A 19,658-nucleotide genomic window follows, 5' to 3' on the forward strand; every position below is an offset into this window, starting at 1 on the left:
AAATTTATTTTGTGCGCTTATTGTGTGATTGCTGTGTGGTGATGGTTATGTGGTTATGTGGTTATGTGGCGATGGTTATGTGGTTCTAGATATGTACTCGTATCTATCAAACAAGTTAAATGAACTACTTTATCTCTCAACAACTGGTTATTGAGAGAGTGTTTAACAAAGAAATCCGCGGAAATAACGGTGTTGTATCGCTTTGCTTATCCAGAACTGAGGTTACTTAAGCTTAGTCACCAGAATTTGTTCAACACGAACACCTTCCAGATCCAACACCTCAAACTTGTAACCTTGGTGGGTAAAATGGTCGGTGCGTTTAGGTAAACGTTTCAGTGTATAAATCATAAAACCAGCAATCGTTTCATATTGAATACGATCAGGAAACTCTTCAATCGCTAGGCAACGCATTACTTCATTAATTGGTGTTAAGCCCTCAATCAACCAAGACGAATCATCCCTTTGTACAATTTGCTCTTCATCTTGATGCGTGATCAATTCCCCCATAAAGCTGCTCAACAGATCTTTTACCGTCACAATACCGACCACAGTGGCGTATTCATTAACAATCACCGCAAAAGGTTGAGTCGCCACTTTAAAGGCATTCAATGCTTCAGAAAGCGTCAATGTTTCAGGTAAGTAGAACAAATCTTTATCCACCTGTGTTGGGTGAATTTGTGCCAACTCCCCTTTTAACACTAGGCGTAAAATCTCTTTTGATTCAATACTGCCACGAATTTTATCCAAGCCACCATCACACACTAGAAAGTCATTATGAGGCTGTTCAATAATTTTCTTGCTGATTTCATCGCTACTATCATCTAAATCAAAAAAGATGATCTGGTCACGCGGAGTCATCACACTGCCGATGGTACTAACTTCTAAATCAAACACGTTACCAATCAATTGATATTCTTGCTTTTGCAAACTGCCATCTTCCGCGCCCGCATCCATCATTGCGATAATATCTTCCGTTGTCACCAACTCCGTACGCTCGGTAGGAATACCAAACAAACGCAGCATAATATTAGTCAGGCCGTTAAACAAAAACACAGCCGGCATTAACAAAAAGGTTATCCAGCGCATCAAGGACACAATACGAATAGCCACCGCTTCCGGCATAATAATAGCCAACCGTTTAGGTAATAAATCAGCAAACAAAATAAACAAAGAAGTTAAGCAAATAAAAGAAAGGACAAAACTGACTTCACCCAATAACGGGCCTTGATAAAACAGACTGACCATCTTACGAATATAAGGAGTTAATGCTTGCTCACCAATAATACCGCCAAGAATAGAGATACCATTTAATGCAATTTGCATCATTGCAAAAAAGTTACCCGGTTGCTGTTGCAGCTCAATCACATCAAGTGCTTTAGCACTGCCTTCATCCGCCATCACACGCAGCTTAATCTTCCTAGCCGCCGCAACCGAAATCTCCGACATAGCAAATAAAGCACCTGCTAGTATTAATAAAACAATGCTCAACACATCACTCATCTTCCAACCCTTTCATCTCACTATAGCCACCCAAATTGATGACTATTTAACACATTATCAATACGCCTTAAGCAACCAATACCGGCTTTATAGCGCTAAAATTAGCCGCATTATAGAGCGAGTTTCAAGTTCGACAACGGTTATTTTTTTAAATATAGAAGTCCACTAGCGTGATTGGGTTAAGTGATTGAAAATATTTAGTAATTAGGAAGTTAAATATTGTGAGTTGGTTGTTTAGTAGGAGATGATTACTAAAAACGAACTTAAGGCTTAAGATGATTTAAGAAGATTAGACCAATGTAACTGATACTATTTATTATTGCTTCAATTGAGTGGTGCTGATACTTTAATTTAATGATTAGTAAAATTCCTTTTAATACTCAAAAAGTTAAAGATGATTATGTCACAAACAACTAAACAAATATTGGCCTTGCTTGAGGATGACTCATTTCCATCAATGGTTATGCTTGATGGCGAGTGGGGAGTCGGTAAAACTCATTACATTAAAACTGAATTGATCCCGTTTTTCGAAGTTAAAAAACAAAAAAAGGTTGTATTCTTTTCTTTAACAGGACTATCTAGCATCGATGACTTTAGAGATAAGTTAATATCTTCTGTTTATTTATCGGAAAAGGCAGATCAAAACTTTCTAGATAAACTCGCCGACAGTACTTTGTCCATATTAAAAAATGTAAGAGAAGATGGAGGAACAATAGCATCTATTCTTAAGGGATCAACCGGCGTGGTTAAACATGCAATACTGAATAGAATTACTGATGTTACTGATGTTACTGTAATACTGGACGATCTCGAACGTATTGGTAACGCTGACTTAGAAAAAATTATAGTTGGTGAATGCTTGCAACTCATTGAAGAAAAAAGCTTAGAATTTATTTTTGTGATGAATGGTAAGAAAGCAAAAATTGATGAAGCGATGGTTGAAAAGTCTTTTTCTGATAGGGTCTATTTCCAGAGAACAAATCAAGAAATATTACAAATCACATTTCAACACTACGACTACTTTGACAAGTACCAACATATCATAGAGAAAGAAGTTAACACGCTAGCTTTTACAAACCTCAGGGCTCTAAAAAGAGCTGCGAATAGACTAGCTAATATTTATAAATTAATAACTCATGATGAGCTTATTGATATTGATGCAAGTATGGAATTAATAATTGAAGGCGTTCTACGAATTTCTTATTTGCATTATTGCTTGGGGAAAAATTCAGAGGAAATAATTACAGGGTTAAGTTTAAAATCAAAAATAAACTCAATATCAGGTACAAAAAACAATCCTCAAGATATTGAAAAAGATGAGCTTAAAAAATATAGACTTATTAATGTACCATCGAATGAGATGGTCGAATATTGCAGCGGTAAAATACATATTCCTCCATCAATAAGCAAATTAGGTCGATTACCAGGCAAAGATGATCCAATCGACAAGCTTATTTTTTCAAGAGGTTATACGCTATCAAAAACAGAGTTTGCTGATTTGATACAAAAACTAAAAAAATTTATTTTTGAGGACATTGAGGTACCGATATCGAAATGGTTTGAAGGCTGTGATTTCTACCTTTATTTATTAGATCAAGAATTTATAGAAGGAGATAAAATAGGTTTTCTTAATCAAATTTCAGATTTATGTGAAGAAAAGAATTTTGACCTACTTTCTTTAGAAAATAGGCACCAATCATTGAAAATTTATACACAGGTAATACTTGATAAATTTAATAATCAAAAAGAAATATCGACGATTAAAAAAGTAGCAGAGGATAATGACTCACTTTTTGAAAAAATTAAACAATCATGGGTAGAGACAGATATCGAAATATATAATAAATTCCAACACTATGACTTTATTAATAAATACACTTCTGAACAATGGTTTAAAGTCATTAACAACTGGTCAATTAGAGATATTGGAGAGTTTGCTGATTTTCTTTTCAACAGGTATAAATCAATCAATATACGTGATTTTCTTGGGAATGAAAAAAACACTTTAATTGAACTATTAAATTTATTAGAGCCGGAGATAAAGATAATCCAGCCTTCTCAGAAAAAAGGCACCTTACAATTATTAATAAATGCGGTTAAAGCAGGGATAGAAAAATTATGATTACACACTGCTGAACAATAGGTTCAAATAAAACATAACTCAACATGGCTACATCCTCCCACCGTTGAGTTTTCCCAAGTCATCAATTCCTTTCAGCAAAGCCAAACAGGACGTTTGGCTTAAGTTCATTCAGCACATGACCGGTGAATATTCCGTATGAACTGGTGCGTTGAGAAAGGAATTTATTACTTGGATCAGAAAACGAATCGGTGACAGCTCTCTTTGCCCACTTTCTCTGCTGTTCAGAGAAAGTGAGGTCGCCGACAAGGCGAAACACCAAACAAATAATAATCAAAATGACAGGATGAGCGCAGACGAACATTAACCCCATAGCTATATAACTTCAAAGCCACACAGCTACATAATAAGATAACAACATAACTCAAAAAACTAAACTACGCCGTCGATACTGGTACACCATCACTATATAAAAAAGACGGATCAGCAGCGTCTGCCTGCACATTAATCGACAACATAGTTACTTGACCAACAATATTCGCAAATGACGCATCCGCTGCATCAAGGCCAATCCCCGCCCTAACCAACCCGCTAATGGGTGCCATTCGGGTTGCATCAAAAAGATACCAACGATCTTCCAAATAAACTTCAAAGAAACCATGAAAGTCAGGCGGTTTTAATCCAACCGCATAACCCGACACATAGCGTGCAGGGATACCCAAAGCACGACATAGCGCAATACTCACATGTGCAAAATCACGGCAAACACCCGCACGCTGAATAAGCACATCACAGGCACTTGTCGAGCTATCTGTACTGCCCGCAACATAATCAATATGCGTATTGACCCAGTTACAAATTTCCTGAACGCGCGAGTAACCACTGGCTAACTGACCAAACTCATTCCAAGCAAAGCGCCCTAATCGGTCTGACTCACAATAACGACTCGGACTTAAAAAAGGCAGAACAGAAGCCGGTAGCCTTTTATGTTCTACTTCATTTAAATAAAATACGCGTTCTATTTCTGGTGATAATTCGACGCTGGCATTATATCGAATGCTAAGTTCACAGGGCTCTGTTGTTAAACGCAGGCCACGACAACCAAAATCATTTAGTTGAAACCATTCACTGTCGATGGAAGGAGAGATAATAAGATTTTCTTGTACTGTTTTTTGATGCACAGTATTCGCAGCTGCGATGTTAAAAACAAAGCTTGAGGGGGATTCGACGGTATAAATAAGCTCTGAAGATATATTGACTAAATACATAACAGACGACCTCTAATGGATGTTCGCCATAACAACCAATAAATACAGATAAACCACCCTGTATCATTGAATCTTTTATCTAATTAAACGAAATTCTCCTGCCTACATTAATTGATTTAACTCGCCGAGTATATGCGCATTAAGTAATGAAAGCCTTTCATTTTTAACAAAAAAATAAAAACACCTCCTATAGGGTATGCGCCACACCTGAAAATAATTAAGCTTAATAAATAAGACACAAATTAAGATTAAAGCGATTAGAGTAGTTAAAGTAATTAAAATTAAACCAGTTAGACTTAAACCCATTAGAAACTAAAAGTGTTCTAAAAATAACGTTTTTATTTTGTAAGTGCGCCTGTTTCTCCGTTTAAAGCCTTATTCATCTAAGCAATTTAGGCAATATCCATCCCCGTTATGCTTTCTCAAAAGCATGGCTTTTAACAAAATCAAATCAGACATTTGACTAAATTACGTAATCTTCGCCTTACTAGGGAATAAATAATGTGCTTTAAATAGCGCCAACCTTCGTGCATGAATATAAATAAAAAGAGAAAAACCCGACTGCTTACCTACATTATTTACGTATTTAAAGAGTAATATTTTTATCAAAAAACAAGGCTAAATCACTATATAAGAAACAAATTCTTAACCGACAGATATAAGGTGTGTTTTTGTTAACAAGTCCTGTAAAATCCTCAAAAAAATACCTCGTAGGAGCTATTTAAATGCAAATTCATCAGAGCTCTTATTATGGTTTTACAGTAGTTAACGATTTAATTTCGTATTAAGTCCTTACAACTTATTTGACACACTACAGTTTACTTTTATCAAAAATCTATTGTATTTAATGGGTTTTAATATCAACCAAGTTTTAATATCAACCAAGGTTAAATTTAATGCGTAAAAATCTGCCCGTTATCGATCAACGAAAAACATTCTCTCCAGATTCCAAATTAATTTCAGTAACAAATAACGATGGCAATATAACTTATTGTAACGATGCTTTTGTTGAAATAAGTGGTTTTTCGCGTGATGAATTAATTGGCCAACCGCATAATCTAGTCAGGCACCCTGATATGCCACCAGCAGTATTTGAAGTAATGTGGAAGCACCTAAAGCAAGGTAAACCTTGGATGGGTTTGGTTAAAAACCGCTGCAAAGATGGGCAATATTATTGGGTTGATGCCTATGTCACACCCGTGACTGAAAATGGTGTAATTATTGGCTATGAGTCTGTTCGGTCATGCCCTAAACAGGAGAATGTCGAAAGAGCAGAAAAGCTTTATAAACGAGTAACTGCAGGAAAGGGACTAAAGAAACCTGCGCCTGTTTCAGCGCCAACTATATTTATAAGTGTCATGTTGATTTTGTCTATTGTTAGTTATATAGCAGGGTCAATACCAGTTGCATTTAGCCTTCTTGCTTGTTCAACTATTTTATATGGCATTTGGGTTAGCGCGGTAAAAAAGCGCATTATCACTAATTTGTCTCAATGTTTAAAACATAACTTTTCTCACGAACAAGCAGTGCAATCCTATACAAACAACACTGGTATGCTGGGTAGTTTAGAAGTGGCAACTCTTAGTCAACAGGCTCATTTAACAACTATTATTAGTCGTATTGAAGATGCGGCAAAAAAAGTTTCTGCAAGCTCTCATCAATCATCGACACTCGTGCAAAACTCTAAAATAGCCTGGAGCAACAACAGTCAGAAACCACTCAAGTTGCAACTGCAATGAATGAAATAACATCAACAATTGCAGAGGTCTCTGAACGAGTTAATGATACGGCAAAATATACTGAAACTGCATTTGGGCTTGCTACAGAAGGTAAACAACTAGCTAAAGTTACCAGTGATTCAATCAATGAACTACGAAAAACGGTGCAAACCATTAGTCAATCGGTTATTAGCGTATCAGAACAAGCAAAGTTAATTGCTACAGCGACGAATATGATTGAGAAAATTGCAAAACAGACCAATTTACTTGCATTAAATGCCGCGATTGAAGCCGCTCGAGCAGGCGAACAAGGCAGAGGTTTTGCGGTTGTTGCCGATGAAGTGAGGAACCTTGCCAAAAATACACAAGATTCAACCAGTGAGATTTATAATATCGTTGAATTATTAACCCAAAAAACAGACGATGCCGTCGCTCACGTACAAAAAGGCACCATTGAAGCAAATAACGGTTTAGAAAGGGTATTAGAGAGTGGGGAAATGCTTAATGGCATTGTTGACTCTGTTGGTAAAATTTCAGATATGTCTATCCAAATCGCCGCAGCTGTTGAACAGCAAACTCACGTATCTGAAGATATTAATCGCCAAGTAGTCAGTATTTCAGACTTAACCGATGACAATGTAACTATTACAAGCGATGCAGCCTCTTCTATTAATGACCTGAGTAAAACTGCTGACGATCTTCATGAGCTAGTGATCCGCTTTAAATAACTTCCAGTCTTTGAATAAGCAGGTAATAAAAAAGTATCAATGGATGGGGTCAGTATTGCCTTCCCCATTGATTTAAATCATCTTCAGTCATATATTTAATTTCAGCAGAATTGGCAAAATTAATAGTTAATAATAGGTACGAATTTGAATGCGCCAATTGTGTTATAATAACTTTATTTATCTAAGGCAATTTGCTCTACGTTTAGATTAGAATCTTATAATTGGGATAGGTTACTTTTAAGTGACTCATAAGAGTGTAGAGCTAACCGAGAAAGCATTACCTTTTGCACCATGATCTAAAAATCACTTTAAATAAGACCATGCTCAACATAGTTAGATCCCGCCACGTTAAGCCTTAGCAAATCATCAATTGCTTTTAGCAAAGCCAAACAGGATAAAATACTACGATAAATACCATGATCAGCGCAAACGTATAGTATTGATATCAGTGCGATGCCAGCACTGGGTTTTGATATGGAATAAGAAAGTGATTTATTTGCAAAGCCAAACAGAGTGTTTGGTTTGGCTTAGATTTGGACTGAAATTATAATTCTATACATTGTTCAGACGATGACGATTTACCAATACTGTTTGATGCACTAACACGATAGCAGTAAGTTTCACCTACTTGAACACCTTCGTCATTATATGATGTTGTATTTTCAGCAACATAATACGTAGTTCCATAATCAACATTAGATTGAATACGGCGCTCGATAATAAATTCTACTTCATTATCAGAATTATCACCCCAAGTGATATATAAATCGACTTCACTCGCTTGTTCTGACTCAGGAGTGCTGAGTAAATCATCGGTATTTGAAGACGTATCCGTTTGTTGTGTGCTTTCTTCTTCAAGAATAGATTCATTAACAATCGCTCCATTATCAATCGACCCACTAAGAATAGGAGTCTCACTTCTTGAGTCCTCAACTAGAGTGTTCTCTGAAGTAGAGTCTTCTACTGCATCATCTTCTGTGGCGATTATTGTATCTAATGACTCTTTAGCAGCAGATTCTTCATTTGAATCAGCTTGTTCTGATACTTTAGCTGACTCTGAACTTGATGAGCCAGATGAACCACAACCCATTAATAGAACAGGAAAAAGACATAACATCGCTTTAAATAGCGTGGTTTTTAAAATCATCATTTTTGTCTCCAACAAAAGTGATGATTCAGAAATTTTTATATATAACAGAAGAAAAAAATAAAGAGGATAAATGAGAAGTATCATGGCCTCGGTAACTCCGCTACCGTAGACAATAAATTGTCAATAGGCCGGTGGTTTTGCGTATTAAGGTTTCCCTTAAGTTGCCTTTTTCTAGCTAATAATATTGTAATTACTGAATCAGATGCATTAGCGCAATAGATTATTATTTATGATATTAATTTATCGAATTGATAAAAATTAAATTAGACAATTATTTATAGCACGCTTAAATTTTAATACAAATTCGAAACATCCTTTATAAAGCAATAAAATGTAAATATCATTATTTATCAACGCATTAAAATTAATTATTAATAAATCAAAAAAATATAACACTTATCTGTAGCAGTCTATTGTTTCAAATAATCGCAATCTAATTACTCTTTGGATTCGCGTAATAAGGACCAAGTTATTTTTTGAACGTCAGGAAAAATGGATAAAAGGGAAATGTTAATTTTGGTAACAAATTACCTTGGTTACGTAATCTATTAAATGATCAATTACGTAGTCTATTAAGTAGCCCAATAATGAAGCAGCCCTTTACATAAAAAATAACGAAACAGCATTTAACAGGTATCAATAGATAATGCGTTAGATTAGTTTATTAGCAACCTACAATAATTGGCGCCTATTGTATTCTTGCGGTGTACAACCAAACTGTATTTTGAACGCTTGGATAAAACTGCTGACACTTTTATACCCTAATTCATAGGCTACGGCCGTTGAACTTTCACCTTCAGATAATTGCACCAATGCATTCATTAATCGAAACCGGCTTCGCCATTGACGAAAGGTCATACCAGTTTCAGTTTTAAAGAGTCGTTCAATGGTTCTTACACTTGCGCCAGCTAACCTAGATAATTCTACTAATGAGAGCGACTGCTTAGGGTGCAGCACGATATAGCTAACTAGACGTTGCAACCTTGGATCATGTCCTGAATGTATACACGCGTTAACCGCGGGCAAGATTTCTAATTCATCGATTGCGACTAAACCCAATCGTTGTTTACGTATTTCAGATAATGTTTGTTTGGTATCAGTTAAACGCAATATTATTTGTTGTAATAGCGGACTAATAGCGACCATCACTATCGTTTGTTCTTGCTTCCGTACTTTATAACTGGGGTCGATACATACCCGTTATCATTCAAGATGCAAAAATCAGCAAGACGTGAGGTGAACAGGTTCTAGGCATAAAGTTGAAGATATAATGAGTTAAATCGAAACTTTATAACAACGAAGATGGTTATCTCACGGCATGCCCTGTGGGTCGCTAACTCGAAAACCAATACTGCGTTGTAACATTCGATAAGGATTAACCATTGTCGTCATGTTACGCCTTGTCTTGATGTCCGAGTTAGCGACTGAATAATGCATATTGAGTGGTAACGGGTATTAATTACGAATACGTGTATTGGTTTCGCTACTAACTTGATGGGTAATATCACCAGGGATCCACATTGCATGTGAAGAAGGAACAACCCAAACGTTTTCTTCTCCTGTCACTCGCAATACACCTTTCTCAGCCCATAATAATTGACCTCGAGGATGAGCATGGGACATGATGTTAGCTTCTGCCGGCATACTTCTTTGATGGGTAAGTACAGGTTTGGTCGAGTCTACAATAAAAGCGACATTGCTTGGAGGCAACATTGTCGCATTAGCGATATCTTTTGTCATAATAACCACTTAAAACGCCAACAAAGGTTAGATATCATAGACGCATCAACGTCTTCGTTGCAACATTTTTCAACATAACAAGGATCACTGTCGTGGCGCCTACACTTAATTTTAAAAGCATAGCTGCATTTACCGCTATTGCTGCTGCTCTCTATATGATGGCGTTTCCATTAGCAAACTATCCCGTTTCATTTTCATATAGCGCTGCAGTTATACTAATAACTCTGACCTGTTGGAGTGCTTCACTGCTCCCCCCTTTCTTAACTGGATTAATGTTTTTTGCTTTATCAGTGATATTGCAATTAATCGAACCTAGTGCTTTATTTTCAGGATTCTCATCCACCGCTGTTTGGCTGATTATTTCAGGGTTTATTATTGGCTCAGCTATTTCCACCTCAGCTTTAGATAAAAAATGTGCTTCATTCATTGCACCACATTTAACACTTAGCTATCCACGACTTATCTCAGGGTTAGTGTTTAGTGCCATTATTTTAGGGTTTATTATGCCCTCCTCAGTTGGTCGCGCCGTGGTATTAATTCCAGTGGGGATGGCGCTTGCTGAGCATGTGGGCTTTGCTCAAGGAAGTAATGGCCGTAAAGGTGTGGCAACGGCGTTAGCAATTTCATGCAACATGCCTAGTTTTGCGGTACTACCAGCAAATATTCCTAATATGATTTTAGTCGGATCCAGTGAAACACTGTTTAATGTACACTTTGGTTATATGGAATATTTACTATTACATTTTCCAATACTAGGAATTGTTAAATCACTCTTAATTATATACTTAGTATTGAAGTTTTTTCCTGCGTCAATTGTCGACAAACCTACTAAGAGCCTGCATGCTCAGGATACAAATGAACCGAGTGACCATATACATATCAATAAATTACAAAGAAAAGTTGTCATTATTCTCGGACTCACCTTACTGTTTTGGATCACTGACTCAATACATGGTGTGAACCCAGCTTGGGTCGGTCTTGTTGCGACTATCGTTTTATTATTACCACGATGGGGTGTACTTGAAACAAAGAAATTTAACAGTTCAGTTGATTTTGGTACCGTCGTATTTGTTGCTGCAGCACTCGGCTTAGGCACATTGGTTAATGTTTCAGGTGTAGGTGCGTTTATGGGAGAAGCATTCACTCATTTATTACCGAGCGCATCGGAAAACGGCTTTTTTAGTTTTATGTCGCTTTCACTTATTTCAACATTAACAGGATTAGTAACAACTGTTCCCGGTGTCCCTACCGTACTCTCACCGATGGCCACTGATTTTGCACAAGCCACAGGACTTTCATTACCCGCAGTATTAATGACACAAGTTATTGGCTTTTCAACTGTATTATTCCCTTATCAAGTAGCTCCTTTAGTGCTTGCCATGCAGTTATCAAGGGAGTCACTTACGAGCTTAGTAAAAATAACGATACCGTTAGCGATATTAACCATAGTGGTGTTAATGCCACTTGATTACTTATGGTGGCAACTATTGGGCTGGCTATAATTTTTTGAAAAAGAAAATAATCGCTTTTATACTTTTTGGCTAGGCAAGCACTTAAAGACAAGAACCGTCGTGAAGTGAACGCTATATGGCTAAGCATATAATTTAGGATTAGTTTCTGTTGTGGGGTTAAGTGTTATTGATCGGTATTGTTGTTAGACGCTGTTTTGGATAATTGTTAAGAGATTTTTTGATAGGTATTGTTGATAGGTATTGTTGATAAGCATTGTTGTTAGACGCTGTTTTGAAATAAAGTTGCGAGGAGGTAACTTAGCATGGCTAAGCTTACTACCTCGCAAAGAGATTAAGAGATTTTTAACTAATGCAAAATATAGCTGAAAAAGATAACAGCACTATTTACAGGGTCGAAAATCGATTAATACTCGTATTTTTGCTCAATCTTTCTTTTCTCAATAAGATAAGTTTTATTATCGATTTGATCAGCAATTAATAGTTCTTCTAAAGCAATTAATTCCTTACCCTTTTCTTTTCTTAAATATGTTTTAGTCATATCGTAGTTAATTGATTGAGCACCATCATAACCACTGACAGGATCCCACAAGATAGAGGCAGGCCAAAATAATAAATTAACAACGAGGTTGTAGAATTTCTCATTTTCAGCCTCAATGACCAAATAACAGGCTAAAACTCCCAAAGAACAAGCAATAGCCAACTATTTTTAATATTGCTGATTGCTTGTTAGGGTTACTCTTTATTTTATTTTTTTAAAGGCACTAAAACCTCACCTTCAACAGTAATAGTAGATTTTCCATAAATATATGGAATATAAAACCAAGAACTATGTAAGGTTGCATTTTTTAATGCAATGCCACCTTTTCTTTTTTCTATTGCGCGATCTAATGCTTCTTCAGCACTAGGAGTACCCGTAGGGATGAAGATAATTATATGGCTAGAATCCTCACCTGAAACCCTTACGTTATCTGATGTGGCCGTAGCTAACTCTTCTTGTGATATATTTTTCGTTGAAACATAAGTCAAGTCAGCAATGCGATTTGAACAACCTGATAAAAATATACCGATAAGAACAGATGAAGCTAATTTTACTTTTTTCATTTTATTTCCTTGCACTCGGAGTTAATTAATACGTTAGAATTTGGGTGCTTGTAACCCTAACGATTCTATATAATTTCTCTTTTTAAGGAAAAAATACATATTCTCGCATTTTATTATATTTTAAAAAATGGCTTATAAAGAATGGCTTACCTTAGATTTATAAAAATGGGGTTATTCTACAGCCTAAACAGCAAACCCAGCTAAAAGCTCCAACGCGGCAATAACTGTTATTTTAAAAAGCGGTATATTCCCCTTTTGAATTTAATTTTATCTACCTACACAACCAGATATTATTTAGATAAATTACGTTTTTTTTACTTTGAGATGTCTGAAATTAATATCAAAGTCTTAGCGTAATCTCTACGTGGTTATTTAAATCAAATATAGGAAACTGCACTTATGATGCGAATCTAGAAAAGGATATAAACACAATGAGTTAACCCAATAATGGATATCTTTCCATTAAATAAAGAAGCTATATTTAATTCGCGCACACAATACATTAAAAACATATTACAATCAAAAAAATACCACCATATGGGTGTGTCATGTATAAATGATTAGATGGGAAAATATAAAGTCGCATTGCTTAATTTGATAATAAAAAAGAATGGCTATGGAGCACCACCCTGAAAAAATGCGTTTAAAATGAATAGTTAGCTTGGATCAGAGAACGAACCGATGTGCCTTTTTCTTTGCTATTTTTAGATATAATTTTTATTTTTGGAAAGCAAAAGAAAGTCACTGCAAGGGTAAAACATCTAGTAAATAAGTATCAAAATGGCTGGATAAGCGCAGACGACTAAGAGTACTCATAAAAATAAGAGCCTCCGATTAAATTAAATAACATCGACATTATCGGGGACCATTTACGTTGCTATAAAAAGAGAGAACTTAAATAACAAACTTTAAGTGGATGATTTTTATCATTTAAATGTTAATTTTCAGATGTTCATTATTAATGAATATGATTCAATGCTTTATATGCTTATTAAAGTTTCTTTTAACCCTATCAGATCCAACTTTAACCCCTCCTAATAACATTATCACTTTAATTTAAAACCATATAGTTTTGTGATGGAAGTATTGTTTTTTAATTAACTCACTTAAAACCATATGGTTTTAATGTAATGATATTACTTATCAAAATTAGAACATGAAAACCTACTTAAGATCTATAAAACATATTTTAAATATGTATTCTTACTTTTAAAGTTCATGTTTAAGACTTGCTATTTATATTTTATTTTTTGGCTAAATAAATAACACCTTATACCCAACTGTAATATTAGTACTTACATTCAAATAGAAAAAGGATTCGCTAATGACTATAAAAGATAAATTCTTTGGATTCCTCCAAAGTACAGTAGCCCCCGTTGCTGGGCGAGTCGGGCAACAGCGACATGTGCAAGCCATTCGTGATGCATTTATTGGTGCAATCCCTTTTATCATTGTTGGTTCATTTCTACTGGTTATTGCTTTCCCTCCTTTTGGAGAAAATGCAACTAATATTTGGTCAACATTTGCCCGTGAATACCGAGAGCAAATTCTACACCCATTCAATTTTACAATGGGTATTATGACGCTTTGGATCGTTACCGGTTTAGGTTATAACTTAGCTCGTTTTTATTCTACTCTGAACCCATTTATGGCCGGTTTATTATCACTCTCAACATTTTTGATGATTTCAGCTCCAGTCTCTGACGGCGCATTATCAATGCAATTCATGGGAGGAACGGGTATCTTCACTGCGATTCTCATTGGTATATTTGTACCGGAAATGATGCGTCTACTACATAAATACAATGTGGGTATTAAGTTACCTCATCAAGTACCAGAGAAAATACGTGATTCATTTGACCTGTTAATACCCATTGCGATAGTGATGGTGACTATTTATCCTCTCAATCTTTTTATTCATGCAGAAACTGGTTTTATTATTCCAGAAGCTATCATGGAGATATTTAAACCGCTTATCTCTGCATCGGACTCGTTAGCTGCATTTCTATTAGTCTCTTTTATTGCTCAAGTTTTATGGTGGGCGGGTGTGCATGGCTCTGCTATTACCGGAGGGATCATTGCACCGTTTGTGTTATCTAACTTAGTTGCTAATCAAGATGCATTGGCAGCAGGTGTTGAAGGCACAAAATTACCTGCAATTTTTGCACAACCGTTGCTTGATTTTTTCATTATGTTCGGCGGCTCTGGTGCAACCATGGCATTAGTACTTTTATTCTTGCGATCACGTGCCATTCATTTGAGAACGATTGGTAAAATGTCACTTATTCCTGGGATTTTTAATATTAATGAACCCGTTTCATTCGGCACTCCAATTGTCATGAATCCAACTTATTTTATACCTTGGATTTTGGCTCCGCAGCTTTGTGGCATCTTTACTTGGTGTATGTTCAAGTTTGAGTTAGTGCATCGTATTATTGCTATACCACCTTGGACTGCACCTGCACCGATTGGCGCTATGTGGGCAACGAATTGGTCTGTTATGGCGTTTGTGACGGTAATGATTAACCTATGTATCGCTTATGTCATTTATTACCCATTCTTCAAAATGCATGAAAAAGAGTTACTAGAACAAGAAGCTGCTAACGCAAAAGCAGATAAAGCATCGGCGGTATAATGCATGTCTATGCTTCAACAATAGACGATGAAATCTGTAGAGCACTTTAAAGTATTTTTGGGGTGCTCAATAAAAAGTATTCACTTTTTACATTCATTAATCAGGAATTACACATCATGTCAGAAATTTTTGAAATAAATTCGGTCGAAGACATCTCTGAAACCTTTCTAATGACGCTACTTACACAGGCTGCAATGGGCGAGTCCGCTGCGAAGGAAGCAATGTTGGTTGCCCGAGATGGTGATTTTGAACGAGCATCATTACTCATAAAGCAAGCCAATTTAGCCTTCACTGAAGTACACAAAACGCAAACTGCATTAATTGGTTTTGACGAAGGAGAGGGAAAGGTGCCTATGACCTTAATTTTGACGCACATCCAAGACCATATCATGACAGGGGTGTTAGCTAAAGAAGTTGCAGAGGAGATTATTTTACTCCGTCAAGAGATGGCTGAATTGCAAAAATTAATGGTCGCAAGCTAAGCAGTTTAATATTGATTATTAAAAATTGATTATTAAAAATTGATTATTAAAAATTGATTATTAAAAAAATTGAAAATTAATTAATATCAGAGAGGCAAAAAATGAAAAAATTTCCTGAGAATTTTTGGTGGGGATCCGCTACTTCAGCACCGCAATCAGAAGGTGCATCATTACAGGATGGAAAATCGCCCAGCATTTGGGATCATTGGTTTAAAACAGAACCAAATCGTTTCCACAATAACGTAGGCTGTGCAGATGCTTCAACATTCTATGACAATTGGAAAGATGATATTGCATTGATGAAGCAGCTAGGACATAACTCTTTTCGTACCTCAATTAGTTGGTCTCGATTAATTCCAAATGGTACTGGTGAAGTCAATCCGAAAGCGATTGATTTCTATAATAATGTCATTAATGAGTTAATTGCGCATGAAATTGAACCATTTATCAATCTTTTTCATTTTGATATGCCGATGTGTATGCAAGATAAAGGAGGGTGGGAATCTCGTCAGGTTGTAGAAGCCTATGCTGTATATGCTAAAACCTGTTTTGAACTATTTGGCGATAGAGTTAAACATTGGTTTACATTCAATGAACCTATCGTACCCGTTGAAGGCGGTTACCTGTATGACTTTCATTACCCAAATATAGTGGACTTTAAACGAGCAGCAACCGTAGCTCATAACACGCTTATCGCACATTCTAAGGCTGTGATTGCTTACCGTGAATTAAAATTTGATGGCAAGATTGGCATTATTTTGAATTTAACGCCCTCTTATCCACGCTCCCAAAATTCTGCTGACTTGAAAGCTTCTGAAATAGCAGATTGGTTTTTTAATCGTTCATTTCTAGACCCTGTTACTAAAGGTCAATACCCAGCAGGCTTGGTTGAATTACTAACTGAACACAAACAATTACCCGAGACTGTGGAAGGTGATTCAACAATATTAAAACAGGGGATTGTCGATCTATTAGGTGTTAATTTCTATGCCCCGCGTCGAGCTCAAGCCCCTAAGTATGCTCGTCACGCTGATGCGATCTTTATGCCAGAGTTATTCTTTGATGATTACGTTATGCCTAATAGAAAAATGAATCCACATCGAGGTTGGGAGATTTATGAGAAGGGGATTTATGATATTGCTAAAATTATTCAGAATGAATATGACAATATTGAATGGTTTATCGCAGAAAATGGAATGGGTGTTGAGGGGGAAGAAAAATTCAATATCGATGGCCAAATTCAAGATGACTACAGAATTGAGTTTGTAAAAGATCATTTAACTTGGTTACATAAAGCTATCGAAGAAGGGGCTAATTGTCGTGGTTACCATTTGTGGACATTTATCGATTGTTGGTCATGGGCTAATTCATATAAAAACCGTTATGGTTGGATTGCATTAGATCTAAAAACACAAAAGCGAACGATTAAAAAATCGGGTGAGTGGATTGCCCAAGTATCAAAAGACAATGGTTTCGAATAAAGTTAATAAGTTATATTTTGAAGTGGGTTTTAATCGAATAGAGATAAAAGCCCCCTATTTTTCATCCCGTTAACTTAGGTGGAGAACTTAGGTAGATAAACCAGATAAATAACTTAGATAAAATAATTCAGGTAGATAAGATGATAGTTGGCTTAGATATTGGTGGGACGAAAATTGAAGGTATAGGTTTAGATTCAGTAACATACGACACTTTAATAACTTATAGATATGATACTGATACAGAGACTTATGAAGGTTTTTTATCATCTATAATGTCAGTTATTAATGAAGTTGCAAAGTATGGTGATATTGATTCTATTGGTCTTGGCTGTTGTGGCTCCATAGACAAAAATGGATTGATGCAAGGCGCTAATGTGCTCATTCTAAACGGTAAAGATTTTATTGGAGATATAAAACAAAAAATAAATGTACCGATTGCTATCGCCAATGATGCTGATTGTTTGGCGCTTTCTGAGTTTAAAGATGGAGCGGCAAAACAGGCAATGAATTCATGTGTTGCCATTATTATTGGCACGGGTTGTGGTTCTGGGTTGATTGTGCACAATAAATTAGTCACAGGCTTCAATAAACTGGGCGGAGAACTTGGGCATAATCCTTTGCCAGGCTATTCATCAAAGATTGATGGTGAACAAATTGATTGTTATTGCGGTTCTAAAAACTGCACAGAATCGTTTGTTTCTGGTACTGGTTTTTCACGTACTTTCTCGGAAAAGTATTTTCACGCAAATTCAAAACAAATAATGGAGTTGTATGCTCAAGGCCATACTGAAGCGAGGAAACATTTGGATTTATATTGTGACCAGCTCGCACGAGTTTGCGCCAATATTGTAAATTTTGTTGACCCAGAAGTGATTGTTTTAGGCGGCGGTATGTCTAATATTGATGAAATATATCCGTTAGTAAATGCTAAATTAAATAAATATACATTCACTAAGAATACAGTTACTCAAGTGCTCAAAAATGTTTATGGCGATTCGTCAGGCGTACGCGGAGCTGCATTTTTACATCAACAAGGATAAAGCACTACACACCTTGATATTAAGCGTGGCAATCAAGTTATCCTTATCAATATATACCCGTTACCATTCAAGGTGTAAAATTCAGTAAGCGGTGAAGTGAACAGATTCAAGGCAGAAAGAGGAAGATCTAGCGGATTAAATCGACACTTTCTAATAACGAAGATGTTTGCTTCATCTTTTGCCCTCTGGATCGTTAGCTTGAACGATAACGAGTATAAAGTAACTTGATTGCTTATTCAGATAGTTAAGTTTTGTGCTGCTTATTCTATTATCTAGAATAAGCACATAATACTTAACACCTAATATCCAGACCCTATGAATTAGTTAGGTGTAATTCGACTTCGAAAGATCATAGTATTTAATGGTAATCTGATTCGTTAAAATTAATATTTTTTACGTAGATTGCAAACTTATAATCTGACGAAATTAGTGGAGAAATGGTATGTATCAGTAGTATGTTTTGAGATTGAATATTCAAAAATATCCCCATTATCAAGATAAACTATTTGTTCTACAGCGACTAATTTATCATTTAACGGTACATTTAAGTTTTCAGATTCAATTTCATTCGCTTTTACAATACTGATTTCCATCGTCGAGCTATGTATTTTTAGCTTCAGCTGATTGGTAATAAAACTATAAATCGAGTCTTGGGTATGCTCAATCGTTAATCCATTCAAAATATTCACTGGCATATAAGTATCTTCAATAACAGTCGGTAAGCTATCAATAATCCGCACTCGAATGATGTGATAAATTAGATCTCCCCTATTACAATTTAAACGTTCAGCAATACGTTCATCTGCGGGAACAATTTCAAATTTTAAGTTGTTAGAGGTAACTTCTTTACCATGTTTGATTGCGTTTGCTTTAGTTCCATGTAAATGCGATGTAGTTGTATTCAGTGGACGTTTAACGAATGAACCAGAGCCGCGTTTTCTTACCACTAAACCGTCAGCAACCAAAATATCTAGGGCTTTTTTAATAGTAAGTTCACTGCAATCAAATTCTTTACCTAAAGAAGCACCATCGGGGAGTTTTTCATTTAATCGATATTCCATTTCTAGAATACGCTGTTTAATTGTCTCGTATATTTTTAAATATTTAACCATGTATTCCCTTTCATCAGTGCTATTTCTATTTTGTAAACAGACTTTTTTTATAGTTTATGGAGCATATTAAACCAAATTTCATATACGGTTCTCCAATAACAGTCTGTTGATTATATAAAACTATATGGTTAATAAACATAGTGCTTTCATA

General features: G+C 35.8%; 16 protein-coding genes and 1 riboswitch. Of the genes, 8 read left to right on the plus strand and 8 right to left on the minus strand.

What is annotated here, in order from left to right:
• Positions 1–222: 222 nt before the first annotated feature.
• Positions 223–1,500, minus strand: a complete 1,278-nt coding sequence (gene paeA, locus MT390_RS12275; protein WP_166369844.1) for a polyamine export protein PaeA — start codon at positions 1,498–1,500, stop codon at positions 223–225.
• A gap of 400 nt (positions 1,501–1,900) precedes the next feature.
• Here paeA and MT390_RS12280 point away from each other — a divergent pair, with 400 nt between their 5' ends.
• Positions 1,901–3,622 (plus strand): hypothetical protein, encoded by a 1,722-nt coding sequence (locus MT390_RS12280; protein WP_499441408.1) that lies wholly within the window; start codon positions 1,901–1,903, stop codon positions 3,620–3,622.
• A gap of 395 nt (positions 3,623–4,017) precedes the next feature.
• Here MT390_RS12280 and MT390_RS12285 read toward each other — a convergent pair whose 3' ends face one another.
• Positions 4,018–4,848, minus strand: a complete 831-nt coding sequence (locus MT390_RS12285) for a transglutaminase-like domain-containing protein (RefSeq protein ID WP_499441409.1) — start codon at positions 4,846–4,848, stop codon at positions 4,018–4,020.
• An 896-nt stretch (positions 4,849–5,744) separates the two neighbouring features.
• Between MT390_RS12285 and MT390_RS12290 the strand changes: the two genes are divergently transcribed.
• Positions 5,745–6,587, plus strand: a complete 843-nt coding sequence (locus MT390_RS12290) for a PAS domain-containing protein (protein ID WP_499441410.1) — start codon at positions 5,745–5,747, stop codon at positions 6,585–6,587.
• On the plus strand, positions 6,584–7,294 hold the full coding sequence (locus MT390_RS12295; protein ID WP_499441411.1) for a methyl-accepting chemotaxis protein: 711 nt from the start codon (positions 6,584–6,586) through the stop codon (positions 7,292–7,294). Before MT390_RS12290 ends, MT390_RS12295 begins: the two co-directional genes overlap by 4 nt.
• Before the next feature lie 544 nt (positions 7,295–7,838).
• Here the strand turns inward: MT390_RS12295 and MT390_RS12300 are convergent.
• The 3 genes from MT390_RS12300 to MT390_RS12310 all read right to left on the minus strand — a co-directional run bounded on the left by MT390_RS12300 (position 7,839) and on the right by MT390_RS12310 (position 10,184).
• Positions 7,839–8,444 (minus strand): hypothetical protein, encoded by a 606-nt coding sequence (locus tag MT390_RS12300; RefSeq protein ID WP_499441412.1) that lies wholly within the window; start codon positions 8,442–8,444, stop codon positions 7,839–7,841.
• Positions 8,445–8,531: 87 nt separating this feature from the next.
• Positions 8,532–8,620: riboswitch (cyclic di-GMP riboswitch) on the minus strand.
• Between the two features lie 496 nt (positions 8,621–9,116).
• Positions 9,117–9,590, minus strand: coding sequence for a helix-turn-helix domain-containing protein (locus MT390_RS12305; RefSeq protein ID WP_499441413.1), 474 nt, complete (start codon positions 9,588–9,590; stop codon positions 9,117–9,119).
• A 309-nt stretch (positions 9,591–9,899) separates the two neighbouring features.
• Complete coding sequence (locus tag MT390_RS12310) at positions 9,900–10,184, minus strand: AraC family ligand binding domain-containing protein (RefSeq protein WP_299664094.1); 285 nt, start codon at positions 10,182–10,184, stop codon at positions 9,900–9,902.
• A 92-nt stretch (positions 10,185–10,276) separates the two neighbouring features.
• Between MT390_RS12310 and MT390_RS12315 the strand changes: the two genes are divergently transcribed.
• On the plus strand, positions 10,277–11,686 hold the full coding sequence (locus MT390_RS12315) for an SLC13 family permease (RefSeq protein WP_499441414.1): 1,410 nt from the start codon (positions 10,277–10,279) through the stop codon (positions 11,684–11,686).
• A gap of 373 nt (positions 11,687–12,059) precedes the next feature.
• Here the strand turns inward: MT390_RS12315 and MT390_RS12320 are convergent, their stop codons facing one another.
• Both MT390_RS12320 and MT390_RS12325 read right to left on the minus strand, forming a co-directional pair.
• On the minus strand, positions 12,060–12,356 hold the full coding sequence (locus tag MT390_RS12320) for a hypothetical protein (RefSeq protein ID WP_499441415.1): 297 nt from the start codon (positions 12,354–12,356) through the stop codon (positions 12,060–12,062).
• Between the two features lie 44 nt (positions 12,357–12,400).
• Positions 12,401–12,757, minus strand: a complete 357-nt coding sequence (locus tag MT390_RS12325) for a hypothetical protein (RefSeq protein ID WP_499441416.1) — start codon at positions 12,755–12,757, stop codon at positions 12,401–12,403.
• 1,324 nt (positions 12,758–14,081) lie between these two features.
• Between MT390_RS12325 and MT390_RS12330 the strand changes: the two genes are divergently transcribed.
• The 4 genes from MT390_RS12330 (at position 14,082) to MT390_RS12345 (ending at position 18,395) form a co-directional block, all read left to right on the plus strand.
• Entirely contained in the window at positions 14,082–15,392 is a 1,311-nt protein-coding gene (locus MT390_RS12330) for a PTS sugar transporter subunit IIC (RefSeq protein ID WP_166369828.1), read from the plus strand.
• Positions 15,393–15,508: 116 nt separating this feature from the next.
• Positions 15,509–15,874 (plus strand): PTS lactose/cellobiose transporter subunit IIA, encoded by a 366-nt coding sequence (locus MT390_RS12335; RefSeq protein ID WP_499441418.1) that lies wholly within the window; start codon positions 15,509–15,511, stop codon positions 15,872–15,874.
• Positions 15,875–15,975: 101 nt separating this feature from the next.
• Positions 15,976–17,355 (plus strand): glycoside hydrolase family 1 protein, encoded by a 1,380-nt coding sequence (locus MT390_RS12340; protein ID WP_499441420.1) that lies wholly within the window; start codon positions 15,976–15,978, stop codon positions 17,353–17,355.
• A 140-nt stretch (positions 17,356–17,495) separates the two neighbouring features.
• Complete coding sequence (locus MT390_RS12345; RefSeq protein ID WP_499441422.1) at positions 17,496–18,395, plus strand: ROK family protein; 900 nt, start codon at positions 17,496–17,498, stop codon at positions 18,393–18,395.
• A gap of 410 nt (positions 18,396–18,805) precedes the next feature.
• On the opposite strand, the gene MT390_RS12350 is transcribed toward MT390_RS12345, so the two are convergent.
• The gene (locus tag MT390_RS12350; RefSeq protein WP_166369820.1) at positions 18,806–19,507 is read right to left on the minus strand and encodes a GntR family transcriptional regulator; all 702 of its coding nucleotides are present in this window, start codon (positions 19,505–19,507) and stop codon (positions 18,806–18,808) included.
• Positions 19,508–19,658: the final 151 nt, after the last annotated feature.

The organism is Vibrio sp. 2-Bac 85 (assembly GCF_037546705.1).
Taxonomy (GTDB): Bacteria; Pseudomonadota; Gammaproteobacteria; order Enterobacterales; family Psychromonadaceae; genus Psychromonas.

Bases quoted from the DNA above. Each gene is read 5' to 3' on its own strand.
- paeA (WP_166369844.1), bottom strand. From the start codon at position 1,500: ATGAGTGATGTGTTGAGCATTGTTTTATTAATACTAGCAGGTGCTTTA.
- MT390_RS12325 (WP_499441416.1), bottom strand. From the start codon at position 12,757: ATGAAAAAAGTAAAATTAGCTTCATCTGTTCTTATCGGTATATTTTTA.
- MT390_RS12350 (WP_166369820.1), bottom strand. From the start codon at position 19,507: ATGGTTAAATATTTAAAAATATACGAGACAATTAAACAGCGTATTCTA.
- MT390_RS12340 (WP_499441420.1), top strand. From the start codon at position 15,976: ATGAAAAAATTTCCTGAGAATTTTTGGTGGGGATCCGCTACTTCAGCA.
- MT390_RS12295 (WP_499441411.1), top strand. From the start codon at position 6,584: ATGAATGAAATAACATCAACAATTGCAGAGGTCTCTGAACGAGTTAAT.
- MT390_RS12305 (WP_499441413.1), bottom strand. From the start codon at position 9,590: ATGGTCGCTATTAGTCCGCTATTACAACAAATAATATTGCGTTTAACT.
- MT390_RS12310 (WP_299664094.1), bottom strand. From the start codon at position 10,184: ATGACAAAAGATATCGCTAATGCGACAATGTTGCCTCCAAGCAATGTC.
- MT390_RS12345 (WP_499441422.1), top strand. From the start codon at position 17,496: ATGATAGTTGGCTTAGATATTGGTGGGACGAAAATTGAAGGTATAGGT.
- MT390_RS12330 (WP_166369828.1), top strand. From the start codon at position 14,082: ATGACTATAAAAGATAAATTCTTTGGATTCCTCCAAAGTACAGTAGCC.
- MT390_RS12300 (WP_499441412.1), bottom strand. From the start codon at position 8,444: ATGATGATTTTAAAAACCACGCTATTTAAAGCGATGTTATGTCTTTTT.
- MT390_RS12335 (WP_499441418.1), top strand. From the start codon at position 15,509: ATGTCAGAAATTTTTGAAATAAATTCGGTCGAAGACATCTCTGAAACC.
- MT390_RS12285 (WP_499441409.1), bottom strand. From the start codon at position 4,848: ATGTATTTAGTCAATATATCTTCAGAGCTTATTTATACCGTCGAATCC.
- MT390_RS12280 (WP_499441408.1), top strand. From the start codon at position 1,901: ATGTCACAAACAACTAAACAAATATTGGCCTTGCTTGAGGATGACTCA.
- MT390_RS12290 (WP_499441410.1), top strand. From the start codon at position 5,745: ATGCGTAAAAATCTGCCCGTTATCGATCAACGAAAAACATTCTCTCCA.